Source organism: Pseudomonas sp. NLJ1, assembly GCF_049486705.1.
Taxonomy (GTDB): Bacteria; Pseudomonadota; Gammaproteobacteria; order Pseudomonadales; family Pseudomonadaceae; genus Aquipseudomonas; species Aquipseudomonas inefficax.
The window spans coordinates 4,157,548-4,170,415 of record NZ_CP137735.1 but is presented as its reverse complement, the minus strand read 5'-3'; the positions used below and the strand labels follow the sequence as shown (position 1 = coordinate 4,170,415).

Genomic DNA, 12,868 nt, shown 5'->3' with positions numbered 1-12,868 from the left:
CATGAGCTTCGTCAGCGTACAGAAACTGCAAAAAAGCTACGCCGGCAGCCCGGTGTTCGAAAACATCGACTGCCGTATCGAACGCGGCGAGTTCGTTACCCTGCTCGGCCCTTCCGGTTGCGGCAAGTCCACGCTGCTGCGCTGCATCGCCGGGCTGACCCCGGTGGACAGCGGGCAGATCCTGCTCGACGGCCATGACATCGTGCCGCTGAGCCCGCAAAAGCGTGGCATCGGCATGGTGTTCCAGAGCTATGCGCTGTTCCCCAACATGACCGTGGAGCAGAACGTGGCCTTTGGCCTGCGCATGCAGAAGGTCAAGGCCGACGAGAGCCAGGCCCGGGTGCGAGAGGCGCTGGAGCTGGTGGAGCTGGGCAACTTCGCCGGGCGCTACCCGCACCAGTTGTCCGGCGGCCAGTGCCAGCGCGTGGCCCTGGCCCGCTCGCTGGTCACCCGCCCGCGTTTGCTGCTGCTTGACGAGCCGCTGTCGGCGCTGGATGCGCGCATCCGCAAGCACCTGCGCGAGCAGATCCGCGCCATTCAGCGCGAGCTGGGGCTGACCACCATCTTCGTCACCCACGACCAGGAAGAGGCGCTGACCATGTCCGACCGCATCTTCCTGATGAACCAGGGGCGCATCGTCCAAAGCGGCGATGCCGAAACCCTCTATACCGCGCCGGTGGACCTGTTTGCCGCCGGCTTCATCGGCAACTACAACCTGCTCGACGCCGACAGTGCCAGCCGACTGCTGCAGCGCCCGGTGGCCAGCCGCCTGGCGATCCGCCCCGAGTCGATCACCCTGGGCATCAACGGCGAACTGGACGCCGAAGTGCGCAGCCACAGCCTGCTGGGCAATGTGATCCGCTACAAGGTGCGGGTGCGCGAGGTGGAACTGGTGGTCGACGTGCTCAACCGCTCACCGTCCGACCTGCATGCGGACGGGCAACGGGTAAGCTTGTCGATCGACCCCACGGCGCTACGGGAAGTGGCCTAAGGAGAATAAGCACCATGGCATTGGCAATTTTCGATCTGGACGAAACCCTCATCCACGGCGACTGCGCGTCGCTGTGGAGCGAGCAGATGGCCCGGCTGGGCTGGGTCGACGGCAAGGAATTCGTGCGCCGCGACCATGAGTTGATGGAGGCCTATGGCAAGGGCCACCTGCAGATGGAGGATTACATGGCCTTCAGCCTGGAGCCGATCGCCGGGCGCACCCTGGAAGAGGTCGAGCACTTGGTGGAGCCGTGGGTCGAAGAGGTGATCGAGCCGATCATCTACGGCGACGCCTGCCGCTGCATCGCCGAACACCGCAAGCGCGGGGATCGCATCCTGATCATTTCGGCGTCGGGTACGCACCTGGTCGGGCCGATTGCGGCGCGACTGGGCGTGGACGAGTACCTGGCGATCGAACTGGAGGCGGTGAATGGGGTTTATACCGGCAAGACCCATGGGGTACTGACCTATCGCGAAGGGAAGATCACGCGGTTGCTGGAGTGGCTGGACCAGGAGCAGGAGAACCTGGAGGGGGCAAGTTTCTATTCCGACTCGCGCAACGATTTGCCGTTGTTGCTGAAGGTGGATCATCCGCATGTGGTGAACCCGGATGCGGTGTTGCGCGAGCATGCCGAGATCAACAAGTGGCCGATCCTGAGCTGGGCCTGAGGTAATCGCATTGCCTGCACCGGCCCTTTCGCGGGTAAACCCGCTCCCACAGGGAACACACAGTTTTCAAGCCTGTGGTAATCCCTGTGGGAGCGGGTTCACCCGCGAAGAGGCCTGGCCTGTTTACATCAGGCTAGGGTCGATCACCATCACCAGCTTGCCCGACACCTGGTTGGTCTCAAGCTCGGCATACGCCGCCTGGGCAAACTCCACCGGGTAGGTATCCACCAGCTGCGGCGACAGGCGCCCTTCGGCAAACAGCGGCCACACCTGCTGCTGCAATTCGCGCAACAACTCGGCCTTGAAGCCGTCATCGCGGTTGCGCAGTGTGGAACCGGTAATCTCCAGGCGCTTGCCCAGTACCTGCGCCAGGTCCAGCTCGAACTTGCGCCCGCCCATCAGGCCGATGATCACCCAGCGCCCGTCACGCGCCAGCAACTTGAGGTTGAGCTCACCGTAGCTGGCGCCCACCGGGTCAAGAATCACATCGAACGGGCCGAAACCTTCCAGCGCGTCCAGGTTCTCGTTACGTACCACACCACCGGCGGCGCCCAGCGCCTCGCAGTAGGCCAGACGGTCCTGCGAACCGACGCTGACCCACACCGGGCTGCCGAACGCCTTGCACAACTGGATGGCAGCCGAGCCAACGCCGCTGGCGCCAGCGTGCACCAGCACCTTCTCGCCAGCTTTCACGCCACCCAGCTGGAAGATGTTCAGCCAGGCAGTGGCATACACTTCCGGCAACGCCGCCGCCTCGTGCAGGCTCAGGCCCTCGGGCACCGGCAGCACGTGACGGGCATCCACCACCACTTCCTCGGCCATGGCACCGCTGGCCAGCAGTGCGCATACCCGATCACCTACCCGCCAGTCAGCACCGGCACCCACTTCTTCGATCACGCCGGAACACTCCAGGCCCATGTATGGGCTGGCGCCTGGCGGTGGTGGGTACAAACCTTTCATCTGCAGCAGATCGGCGCGGTTCAGCCCCGCAGCAGCCACGCGAATGCGCACTTGGCCTGCGTCGCAGGTCGGGCGTTCGGCCTCGACCCAGGCCACATGTCCGTCAACGCCTTGCAATGCCTTCACAGTGCCTCCATAGTTGAATCATATGACCGAGCCTGGGAACGCCAAGTCCCCAGGCTTTTTGCAGTATGCATCCGGTTATTTGCAACCGGTGAACAGAAAAGACGGCCTACTATGCGTGATCAATTGTCTCCACGTCGAATCAGCATGAAGCATTTCCTCCCAAGCACCGCCCTGGCGCTGATGATCGGCCTGGGCAGCCTCACGCTCGGCGGCAATGCGGCGGCCGCCAACAAGTGGGACAGCCTGCAGCCGGACCGCGACGAGATCGTCGCCAGCCTCAACGTGGTGGAATTGCTCAAGCGCCACCACTACAGCAAGCCGCCGCTGGACGACGCCCGCTCGGTCATCATCTATGACAGCTACATCAAGCTGCTGGACCCGGCACGCAGCTACTTCACCGCCGCCGACATCGCCGAATTCGACAAATGGAAAACGCAATTCGACGATTTCCTCAAGAGCGGTAACCTGGACCCTGGCTTCACCATCTACAAACGCTACCTGGACCGCGTCAAGCAACGCCTGGACTTCGCCCTGGCCGAGCTGAACAAGGGCGTGGACAAGATCGACTTCAACGCCAAGGAAACCTTGCTGATCGACCGCAAGGACGCCCCGTGGCTGAAGAACCAGGCCGAGCTCGACGACCTGTGGCGCAAACGCGTCAAGGACGAAGTACTGCGCCAGAAGATCGCCGGCAAGGAACCCAAGCAGATCCAGGAAACCCTGACCAAGCGCTACAAGAACCAGCTGTCGCGCCTGGACCAGACCCGTGCCGAGGACATCTTCCAGGCCTACATCAACACCTTCGCCCAGTCCTACGACCCACACACCAACTACCTGTCGCCGGACAACGCGGAAAACTTCGACATCAACATGAGCCTGTCGCTCGAAGGCATCGGCGCAGTGCTGCAAAGCGACAACGACCAGGTCAAGATCGTGCGCCTGGTGCCGGCAGGCCCGGCGGCCAAGACCAAGCAGGTGGCACCGGCCGACAAGATCATCGGTGTGGCCCAGGGCAACAAGGAAATGGTCGACGTGGTCGGCTGGCGCCTGGACGAAGTGGTCAAGCTGATCCGCGGCCCGAAAGGCTCGGTGGTGCGCCTGGAGATCATCCCGGCCAGCAACGCGCCCAGCGACCAGACCAGCAAGATCGTGTCGATCACCCGCGAGGCGGTGAAGCTCGAAGAGCAGGCTGCGAAGAAGTCGGTGCTCAAGCTCAAGCAGGACGGGCGTGACTACAAGCTGGGCATCATCGAGATCCCGGCCTTCTACCTCGATTTCAAGGCCTATCGCGCCGGTGACCCGGAGTACAAGAGCACCACGCGTGACGTGAAGAAGCTGCTCACCGAGTTGCAGAAAGAAAAGGTCGACGGCGTGGTCATCGACCTGCGCAACAACGGCGGCGGCTCGCTGCAGGAAGCCACCGAGCTGACCAGCCTGTTCATCGAGAAAGGCCCGACCGTGCTGGTGCGCAATAGCGACGGCCGTGTCGATGTGCTGGAAGACGAAAACCCCGGTGCCTTCTACAAGGGCCCGCTGGCGCTGCTGGTCAACCGCCTGTCGGCCTCGGCGTCGGAGATCTTCGCCGGTGCCATGCAGGACTACCACCGTGCGCTGATCATCGGTGGCCAGACCTTCGGCAAGGGCACCGTGCAGACCATCCAGCCACTCAACCATGGCGAGCTGAAGCTTACCCTGGCCAAGTTCTATCGGGTTTCCGGGCAGAGCACCCAGCATCAGGGCGTGCTGCCGGACATCGACTACCCGTCGATCATCGACACCAAGGAAATCGGCGAGAGCGCCCTGCCCGAGGCCATGCCATGGGACACCATTCGCCCGGTGGTCAAGCCGGCGGCCGACCCGTTCAAGCCGTTCCTGGCCCAGCTCAAGGCGCAGCATGAAGCGCGCAGCGACAAGGACGCGGAGTTCACCTACATCCGTGATCGCCTGGCCCTGACCCAGAAGCTGATGAACGAGAAGACCGTCAGCCTCAACGAGCAGGACCGCCGTGCACGCCACGACGAAATCGAGGCCAAGCAGCTGGCACTGGAGAACATCCGCCGCAAGGCCAAGGGTGAAGAGCCGCTGAAGGAGCTGAAGAAAGAGGACGAGGACGCGCTGCCGACCGAAGATGAAAACACCAAGCCCGAAGACGATGCCTACCTGTCGGAAACCGGTCGCATTCTGATCGATTACCTGAGTGCGAGCACCAAGGTAGCCAAGAAGTAAGGCACTGCGGCAATGATGGCAAATTAGCTTCACCTGTCATCAAACAGTCATGGCGCTGTCGTGAAATAGAGGGGCCGGGCGTGGAAACGCCCGGCCCTTTCATTTTCAGGAAAACGTCATGACCGTCGCCGAACAGCTCAGTGCCTTGAGTGCCATCCTGGCTCAACGCAACATTCACAGTCTGTTCCAGCCGATCATGTGCCTGAGCGAGCAGCGGGTCTTCGGCCACGAGGCGTTGAGCCGCGGGCCGTCCAACAGCCCGCTGCACGCACCACTTAACCTCTTCACCATCGCCCGCCAGGCCGGCCGCCTGACCGAGCTGGAGGCAACTTGCCGGGAAAGCGCCTGCCGGCGTTTCAGCGAACAGCAGTTGCAGGGCAAGCTGTTTCTCAACATCTCACCGGAGTCGCTGCTAGAGCCGCACTATCCCTCCGGTCAGACCCTGAAGCTGCTCGAACAGGTCGGGCTGCCGCCCAGCCGGGTGGTGATCGAGCTGACCGAACACACCCCGACCGACGACTTCCAGTTGCTGTCCAACGCCCTGCACCACTACCGCGACATGGGCTTCTCGATTGCCATCGACGATCTGGGGGCGGGTTATTCGAGCCTGCGCCTGTGGTCGGAGCTGCGCCCCGAATACGTGAAGATCGACCGCCATTTCATCGACGGCATCCACCGCGACCCGCTCAAGCGCGAGTTCGTCGGTTCGATCTTGCAGATTGCCAGGGCGTCGAAGGCTCAGGTAATTGCCGAAGGCATCGAGCTGGCGGAAGAGCTGGCGGTGCTGGTGGAGATGGGTGTGGACCTGGTGCAGGGCTACCTGCTGGGACGGCCGCAGGAGCTGGGGACGCGCGAAAGCCGGCCGCTACCGGCGCTGATGAATGTTCCGCAGGCAGAACAGCCGACGGTGCGGCTCAATGTCACGATCGGGCAGTTGCTGGAATTGTTTGGCCGGCACCAGCAACTGGATGCACTGGAAGTGGTAGATGCCGATGGCAGGGCTTGCGGGCTGATCCACAGGGATGCTTTGCCTGTGCCGGCCTCTTCGCGGGTAAACCAGCTCCCACAGGTACAACGCAAGGCTCAAGCCCTGTGGTGAACCTGTGGGAGCGGGTTTACCCGCGAAGAGGCCGGCACAGGCAAAAATCAGGCTGTTTCGGGGTAGCTGTACTCGAACACCCGCACTACCTCGGAGGCATGCCACGACGCCGCCTCCATGCCATCCACCGGCCCGGAGAAACGCCCCAGGCGCTCCACGCATTCAAAGAAGCCGGTACGCGGCAAACGGCTGGCACCCTGGCTGATCACCAGCGAGCTGCGCAATGGCTGCTCGGCGCGGGCATCCAGCACCGCCAGGTACTCCAGCGCGGCGGTCAGCGTCTGCATGGCCGGGCTGGGCAACTGCAAGCGCTCGATCAGCGCTCGATACGTCAGCAGGTGACGTTGACGACGGGCCAGGTCAAGCTCGCCCAGCAGGTTATCCCAGTGCTGACGGCTGATCCTGACCTGGCTCATGATGGCTCGCTCCAGCCAGCCACCCCCAGATGCCAAGCCAGGGCTCGGCGGATGGCAGCATCCGGCTGGCGCTCGCCCGATTCGATCATGGCCAGGTAAGCCGGGCTTACGCCGACATTGCGCGCCAGTTGCTCAGGCGCAATGCCCTTGGCCTGGCGAATCTGCGCCACTTCGCTGAAGGCTGGCAAGGGCGCACTGGCTGCATCGCCCTGCGCTGCACTGGCAACCACCTCGGCAGGTGCCTGCCCCGCGGCCTTGAGCAGTGCCTGGTACTGCTCCCAGGGAACGACGGCGTACTCGGGTTGACCGTCCCGGCTGATGACCTGAATACCCATTACAAACCCCTTTAAAAAGGATTACAGCATGTAATCCGTAGGCATAACCCTTATGCCAATTATATTACCAACTCTGGGGTCTGTGCAGTTGCGCTGCGGTTGCGGCCAGTTTTCACTGCGTGTTGCGTTCCAACCGCAGCGCTTCGGGGGTGGCCGGCAGGCGCTCGACCACGCGCAGCCGTTCGGGTGCCTGGCTGTCGCGCCAGGCCTTGAAGCGCGCCAGTTCGTCGGCCACGGTCTTCAGCACCCAGCCCAGTACCGCGATGTCGTCCAGGAAGCCCACGCCCAGCAGCCAGTCGGGGATGGCGTCGATGGGGCTGACGAAATACAGCAGCCCGGCAACGATGGTGACCAGCGCCCTGGGGCTGATGGCGCGGTACTCGCCGCGCCACCAGGCCAGGCACAACGACTGCAGCAGCTTCACATCTTCACGCAACTGGCCGATGCGCGGGCCTTTGCGGGCTACCGCAAACAGCAAGGCCGGCAACCGGCCACGGCTGAGGAGGCGCTCGGCCAAGGGCAGGAAACGGGCGAAATTCCAAGGTGCGCTCATGGAGCCTCCAAGAGGAAAAGGTTATCCACATTTATTGTGGATAACCTTGTGAACAGGGCGACGTTTCCGACCCCAGGTGCCTGCCAGGCAAGGGCCCCGGTCAGATCGGGCGTTTTTTACACAGCCGTTTCACACCGTGGTTGCGTACGCCGCAAACAGTTTGCGTCAGAAGCCTTCTGCTTCTTCACGCTGCATTTCCTCGGACAGTATCAGCAGTTGCAGGTTCGTCCAACCACCTGGCACAAACGAAAACGCCCCGTCAGGACGGGGCGTTTTGCGTGGGCCAGCCAGTGTTACTTGGCAGGCGCTTCGGCCGGGGCCTCAGCAGGAGCTTCCGCTTCCGGCTCGGCACCTTGCAGCTGGGCCGGATCCTTGATGGCGATCAGTTCCAGGTCGAACACCAGTACCGAGTTGGCCGGGATCAGCGGGCTCGGGCTCTGCGCGCCGTAGGCCAGTTCAGCCGGGATGAACAGTTTGTACTTCTCGCCGACGTGCATCAGCTGCAGGCCTTCGACCCAACCCGGGATCACGCCGCTGACCGGCAGGTCGATCGGGCTGCCACGCTCGACGGAGCTGTCGAACACCTTGCCATCGATCAGCTTGCCTTCGTAGTGGACGGTGACCACGTCGGTCGCCTTGGGCTGCGGGCCGTCGGCCTTCTTGACCACTTCGTACTGCAGGCCCGAGGTAGTGGTGACCACGCCTGGTTTCTTGGCGTTTTCCTCGAGGAATTTCTTGCCGGCGGAAGCGGCTTCTTCGCTGGCCTTGGCCAGGCGCTCTTCGGCACGCTTCTGCAGCGCGGTGAAGGCCTCTACCAGCTCTTCGTCCTTGATGCGCTGTTCTTTCTTGCCAACGGCGTCTTCGATACCGAGGGCGACTGCTTTGGAATCAAGGTCTTCCATGCCTTCCTGAGCCAGGCTCTTGCCCATGTTCAGGCCGATACCGTAGGAGGCTTTCTGTGCCGGAGTCTTCAGCTCGGGGCTGCTGGTCTGTTGATCACAGCCAGCCAGTACCAGGCCTACCAGGGCAACCGCAGCCGCCAAACGATGCTGTTTCATGCTATTTCCTTGTTCATGCGCCAAAAGGGCAATCAGGGTAAAGCCGCGAGCTTAGCAGGCGGCCATGACCAATGGCTACCGGCATAGGAGCGGGTTTTGGTAAGGAAGTTCAGTAGTTAAACGCTTATTCATCAAAGGATGTGCAGCCACTGGCCAGTATTGATCGGTTGCGGCGCCTTTGCCCGGTTTTGCGGGGGATTTATTTCGCTGAATGCTGAAAAGCCTGCACTAGCCCCATCGCCGGCAAGCCAGCTCCCAAAGGGATGGCACCTGCTTCGGGCCTGTGGTCAACCTGTGGGAGCTGGCTTGCCAGCGATAGGGCCGAACCTGCGTTCAGGGATAGCTGCCCTCTCGATACTGCCCTGCCACCTCGCGCAACACCTCGCACACCCACTGCCCCGGCAGGCTCTGCGGCAAGGCGGCATTGCGACAGATGCCGACCGAGCCGCCCGGCTCGCGCACCCCCAGGTCGAGCTCGGCCAGTTCGCCCCGGCGCAGGTCGAGCAGCACCGCATCGCGCGGCGCCACCCACACGGCATCGCTGCCCAGCAGATAGCGCCGGCTCAGCGCCAGCGACAGGGTTTCCAGGCGCTGTGCCGGCATCTGGATGCCACATTGCACGAACAGGCTGTCGGCATGCTGACGGATGGTGGTGCCGGCTGGCGGCAGCACCAGCGGGTAACGCTCCACCTGCCCCCGCTCTACTGGCGTGGTTGCCAGCAGCGGGTGACGCGGTCGCACCACCAGGCTCATCGACTCGCTGTACAGGTGCTCGAACGACAGGCCCTGGATCTGCGGGCTGTCGGTCATGCGCCCGACCACCAGCTCCAGTTCACCCAGGCGCAACTGGCCGAGCAACTGCGCGCTGACCCCGGTGACCACGCTGATCACCAGCGCCTCATGCCGCTGGTGCAGGCGGCACAGCACTTCGGGCATGAGCAGGCCTTCGACCGTGGACAGCACTCCGATGCGTACTTGCGACGGCGCCCGCGCCTCGCCACGCAGGCTGCTGACACCATCGCGCAGGGCCTGCACGCTGGGCCCGGCGTAACGCATGAAACGCGTGCCGGCCGGGGTCAGCTCGACGCCCTGGCGGCTGCGCGCGAACAGCCGCGCTTCCAGCAGGTCCTCGAGCTCCTTGAGGGTCTTGGAGATGGCTGGCTGGCTGATTGCCAGGATGTCGGCAGCCCTGGCCAGGCTGCCCTGCCGGGCAATCTCCAGGAAGCACAGCAGGTGGCGGTACTTGATGCGGGTGTCGAGGTTCATGGGCTCAAGCTTAACGCATGCAGATAACCTGTACCGGCCCTTTCGCGGGTGAACCCGCTCCCAAAGGGGGGCCCCACACCCTTACAGGTTAACGCGATACCTGTGGGAGCGGGTTCACCCGCGAAGGGGCCGGTAGAGACAAATCAGCATCAAGCCACAGCCAACTCCACCGCCTCCCCATTCAACCGCACCGGCCACACGCGAAGTCGCTGCCCGCTATCCTCCAGGCATTCCCCGCTCTGCAGGCTGAAGTGCTGCTTGTACAACGGCGCCGCCACCACCAGCTGGCCCTGCACACTGCCCACCAGCCCGCGGCCGATGATGTTGGCGCCGGACCGCGGGTCACGGTTGTCCACCGCATACAGCGGCTGCGCCTGCCCCGGCAGGTAGAACAGCGCCACCTGGGCCCCGTCGAGCCAGACCACCACCCCGGAATCGGCCACCAGGTCATCCGCCTGGCACACGGCCTGCCAGTTCTCGTGGGTTTTCACAGCAGCATTGGACAGGTTCATCAGACAGCCTCCTCGACGGTTGGGATCAGGTGCAGTGGCACAGCAGGCCGGCGCTGTTCGCGTTCGCGCACGAAGTGCACGTCCGGGTCGGCGCGGCGGTCGTTGACGAAAGTACGGAAGCGCTTGAGCTTCTCGGGGTCGCCAAGGGCGTTGGCCCACTCGCACTCATACTGGTCGACCACATGCTGCATCTGCGCTTCCAGCTCGCTGGCCAGGCCCAGGCTGTCGTCGATGATCACCTGCTTCAGGTAGTCCAGCCCGCCTTCCAGGTTCTCGCGCCACACCGAGGTGCGCTGCAGTTTGTCGGCGGTGCGGATGTAGAACATCAGCACGCGGTCGATCAGGCGTACGAGGGTCTCGTCGTCGAGGTCGGTGGCAAACAGTTCGGCATGCCGCGGGCGCATGCCGCCGTTGCCGCACACGTACAGGTTCCAGCCCTTGTCGGTGGCGATCACGCCGATGTCTTTGCTCTGTGCCTCGGCGCATTCGCGGGTGCAGCCAGACACCGCGAACTTGAGCTTGTGCGGGCTGCGCAGGCCTTTGTAGCGGTCTTCCAGGCGCAGGGCCATGCCGACGCTGTCCTGCACGCCGTAACGGCACCAGGTGCTGCCAACACACGATTTCACCGTGCGGGTCGACTTGCCGTAGGCATGGCCGGTTTCGAAGCCGGCCTCGATCAGCTCGCCCCAGATCAGCGGCAGCTCGTGCAACTGGGCGCCGAACAGGTCGATGCGCTGGCCGCCGGTGATCTTGGTGTACAGGTCGTACTTTTTCGCTACCTGGCCGATCACGATGAGCTTGTCGGGGGTGATTTCACCGCCGGGGATGCGCGGCACCACCGAGTAGGTGCCGTTCTTCTGCATGTTGGCCATGAAGGTGTCGTTGGTGTCCTGCAGCGGCACCAGCGCCGGGTCCATGATCGGCTGGTTCCAGCACGAGGCGAGGATACTGCCCACCGCCGGCTTGCAGATGTCGCAGCCAACGTGGCCCTTGCCGTGGCGCTCGAGCAGTTCGTTGAAAGTACGGATACCCTCTACCCGCACCAGCCCGTACAGCTCCTGACGGGTGTAGGCGAAGTGCTCGCACAGGCTCTTGTCCACCGCCACGCCACGGGCGGTCAGTTCGTGCTCGAACACCTGCTTGAGCAGTGCCGCGCAACCACCGCAACCGGTAGCGGCCTTGGTGCAGCCCTTGACTGCGGCAAGGTCGCCGCAGCCGCTGTCGATGGCGGCGCAGACTGCGCCCTTGCTGACGTTGTGGCAGGAGCAGATGGTCGCGCTGTCGGGCAGCGCATCAGCACCCAGGGCCGGTGCACCGTCGCCTTGCGGCAGGATCAGTGCCGCCGGGTCGGCCGGCAGGGCGATGCCGTTCTGGGCGTATTGCAGCAGGGTGTCGTAGTAACTGTTGTCGCCGACCAGCACCGCACCGAGCACGTGCTTGCCGCTGGCATCCACCACCAGCCGGCGGTAGGCGCTGTTGGCTTCGTCGATGAAGCGGTAGCTGCGTGCGCCCGGGGTGGCGCCATGGGCATCGCCGATGGAGCCGACATCCACGCCCAGCAACTTGAGCTTGGTCGACATGTCGGCACCGGTGAACTCGCCAGCGGCTTCACCCATCAGCAATGCTGCCAGGTTGCGCGCCATGCTGTAGCCCGGGGCAACCAGGCCGAACACGCTGCCGTTCCACGAGGCACACTCGCCAATGGCGAAGATGCGTGGGTCGCTGCTGCGGCAATGGTTGTCGATCACCACGCCGCCACGCGCGGCGATGTCCAGGCCACAGGCACGGGCCAGGGCATCCTGCGGGCGGATACCCGCAGAGAACACGATCAGGTCGGTTTCCAGGTGCTCGCCGCCCTCGAAGTTCATGCGGTAGCGGTAGTCTTCACCCGCACCGATCGACTGGGTGGCACGCGACAGGTGCACACCAACACCCAGCGCTTCGATCTGCGCCTTGAGCGCGGCACCGCCCTCGCCGTCCAGCTGTACCGGCATCAGCCGTGGGGCGAATTCCACCACGTGGGCTTCCAGGCCCAGCGACTTGAGGGCGTTGGCTGCTTCCAGGCCAAGCAGGCCACCACCCACTACCACGCCACGGCGGGCACTGGCTGCGGCAGCGCGGATGGCATCGAGGTCGTCGAGGGTGCGGTAGACCAGGCGGGCATTGCCGCTGGAACCTTCGATCGGCGGCACGAAGGGGTAGGAACCTGTGGCCAGCACCAGCTGGTCGTAGCCATAGCGGCCCTCGGCGGTGACCACCTCAAAGCGCTCACGGTCGATTTCCAGCACCGCTTCGCCGAGGTGCAGGTGCACACCGCTGACGCCGTAGAAGTCCTGCCCGCACAGGGCCAGGGTTTCGGCACAGCTGCCGCCGAAGTATTCGGACAGGTGCACGCGGTCGTACGCACGTTGGCGCTCTTCGCCGAACACATGCACTTCGAAGCGCTGCAGGGCGCCGCGGCTGACCAGTTGTTCGACGCAATGGTGGCCGACCATGCCGTTGCCGACGATGACCAGTCGCTCTCGTTGCCCGCTGCTCGCTGTTGCCTTCATAAGCCGATCCTCGATCAAAAAAAAAGCGCCTGGAGCCGAAGCTCCAGGCGCCTTTGCCTGTATTCATCACGGTAGGGGCCCGGGTTGATCGCCGTTGATCAGGGGG

General features: G+C 63.8%; 12 protein-coding genes. 4 read left to right on the top strand and 8 right to left on the bottom strand.

Translation table 11 applies throughout. The features are described 5' to 3' along the window. Position 1: 1 nt before the first annotated feature. On the top strand, positions 2 to 991 hold the full coding sequence (locus tag R9B85_RS18930) for an ABC transporter ATP-binding protein (protein ID WP_215520387.1): 990 nt from the start codon (positions 2 to 4) through the stop codon (positions 989 to 991). A 14-nt stretch (positions 992 to 1,005) separates the two neighbouring features. Further along, on the top strand, positions 1,006 to 1,659 hold the full coding sequence (locus R9B85_RS18925; protein WP_133970628.1) for an HAD family hydrolase: 654 nt from the start codon (positions 1,006 to 1,008) through the stop codon (positions 1,657 to 1,659). A gap of 123 nt (positions 1,660 to 1,782) precedes the next feature. On the opposite strand, the gene R9B85_RS18920 is transcribed toward R9B85_RS18925, so the two are convergent. Continuing rightward, positions 1,783 to 2,745, bottom strand: coding sequence for an NAD(P)H-quinone oxidoreductase (locus R9B85_RS18920; RefSeq protein ID WP_112249348.1), 963 nt, complete (start codon positions 2,743 to 2,745; stop codon positions 1,783 to 1,785). Positions 2,746 to 2,889: 144 nt separating this feature from the next. Between R9B85_RS18920 and R9B85_RS18915 the strand changes: the two genes are divergently transcribed. Continuing rightward, positions 2,890 to 4,971, top strand: a complete 2,082-nt coding sequence (locus R9B85_RS18915) for a carboxy terminal-processing peptidase (RefSeq protein WP_181457283.1) — start codon at positions 2,890 to 2,892, stop codon at positions 4,969 to 4,971. Positions 4,972 to 5,089: 118 nt separating this feature from the next. After that, entirely contained in the window at positions 5,090 to 6,070 is a 981-nt protein-coding gene (locus R9B85_RS18910) for an EAL domain-containing protein (RefSeq protein ID WP_423770438.1), read from the top strand. 47 nt (positions 6,071 to 6,117) lie between these two features. Here the strand turns inward: R9B85_RS18910 and R9B85_RS18905 are convergent, their stop codons facing one another. The 7 genes from R9B85_RS18905 to nirB all read right to left on the bottom strand — a co-directional run bounded on the left by R9B85_RS18905 (position 6,118) and on the right by nirB (position 12,762). Further along, positions 6,118 to 6,486 carry a hypothetical protein gene (locus R9B85_RS18905; RefSeq protein ID WP_013971408.1) on the bottom strand — a complete coding sequence of 123 codons (369 nt, stop codon included), beginning with the start codon at positions 6,484 to 6,486 and terminating at the stop codon, positions 6,118 to 6,120. Then, positions 6,483 to 6,821, bottom strand: coding sequence for a helix-turn-helix domain-containing protein (locus tag R9B85_RS18900; protein WP_112249351.1), 339 nt, complete (start codon positions 6,819 to 6,821; stop codon positions 6,483 to 6,485). Before R9B85_RS18900 ends, R9B85_RS18905 begins: the two co-directional genes overlap by 4 nt. Positions 6,822 to 6,933: 112 nt before the next feature. After that, positions 6,934 to 7,374 carry a YkvA family protein gene (locus tag R9B85_RS18895; protein WP_112249352.1) on the bottom strand — a complete coding sequence of 147 codons (441 nt, stop codon included), beginning with the start codon at positions 7,372 to 7,374 and terminating at the stop codon, positions 6,934 to 6,936. Between the two features lie 293 nt (positions 7,375 to 7,667). Continuing rightward, the gene (locus R9B85_RS18890) at positions 7,668 to 8,432 is read right to left on the bottom strand and encodes an FKBP-type peptidyl-prolyl cis-trans isomerase (protein ID WP_112249353.1); all 765 of its coding nucleotides are present in this window, start codon (positions 8,430 to 8,432) and stop codon (positions 7,668 to 7,670) included. Positions 8,433 to 8,765: 333 nt separating this feature from the next. Continuing rightward, positions 8,766 to 9,698, bottom strand: coding sequence for a pca operon transcription factor PcaQ (gene pcaQ / locus R9B85_RS18885; protein ID WP_112249354.1), 933 nt, complete (start codon positions 9,696 to 9,698; stop codon positions 8,766 to 8,768). 149 nt (positions 9,699 to 9,847) lie between these two features. Then, positions 9,848 to 10,210, bottom strand: coding sequence for a nitrite reductase small subunit NirD (gene nirD / locus R9B85_RS18880; protein WP_215520384.1), 363 nt, complete (start codon positions 10,208 to 10,210; stop codon positions 9,848 to 9,850). Continuing rightward, on the bottom strand, positions 10,210 to 12,762 hold the full coding sequence (gene nirB, locus R9B85_RS18875; protein WP_423770437.1) for a nitrite reductase large subunit NirB: 2,553 nt from the start codon (positions 12,760 to 12,762) through the stop codon (positions 10,210 to 10,212). Before nirB ends, nirD begins: the two co-directional genes overlap by 1 nt. Between the last annotated feature and the right edge of the window lie 106 nt (positions 12,763 to 12,868).

Excerpts from the sequence above, each read along its gene's own strand:
- R9B85_RS18930 (WP_215520387.1), top strand. The coding sequence starts at position 2 with ATGAGCTTCGTCAGCGTACAGAAACTGCAAAAAAGCTACGCCGGCAGC.
- R9B85_RS18925 (WP_133970628.1), top strand. The coding sequence starts at position 1,006 with ATGGCATTGGCAATTTTCGATCTGGACGAAACCCTCATCCACGGCGAC.
- R9B85_RS18915 (WP_181457283.1), top strand. The coding sequence starts at position 2,890 with ATGAAGCATTTCCTCCCAAGCACCGCCCTGGCGCTGATGATCGGCCTG.
- R9B85_RS18910 (WP_423770438.1), top strand. The coding sequence starts at position 5,090 with ATGACCGTCGCCGAACAGCTCAGTGCCTTGAGTGCCATCCTGGCTCAA.
- R9B85_RS18905 (WP_013971408.1), bottom strand. The coding sequence starts at position 6,486 with ATGAGCCAGGTCAGGATCAGCCGTCAGCACTGGGATAACCTGCTGGGC.
- R9B85_RS18900 (WP_112249351.1), bottom strand. The coding sequence starts at position 6,821 with ATGGGTATTCAGGTCATCAGCCGGGACGGTCAACCCGAGTACGCCGTC.
- R9B85_RS18895 (WP_112249352.1), bottom strand. The coding sequence starts at position 7,374 with ATGAGCGCACCTTGGAATTTCGCCCGTTTCCTGCCCTTGGCCGAGCGC.
- R9B85_RS18890 (WP_112249353.1), bottom strand. The coding sequence starts at position 8,432 with ATGAAACAGCATCGTTTGGCGGCTGCGGTTGCCCTGGTAGGCCTGGTA.
- pcaQ (WP_112249354.1), bottom strand. The coding sequence starts at position 9,698 with ATGAACCTCGACACCCGCATCAAGTACCGCCACCTGCTGTGCTTCCTG.
- nirD (WP_215520384.1), bottom strand. The coding sequence starts at position 10,210 with ATGAACCTGTCCAATGCTGCTGTGAAAACCCACGAGAACTGGCAGGCC.
- nirB (WP_423770437.1), bottom strand. The coding sequence starts at position 12,762 with ATGAAGGCAACAGCGAGCAGCGGGCAACGAGAGCGACTGGTCATCGTC.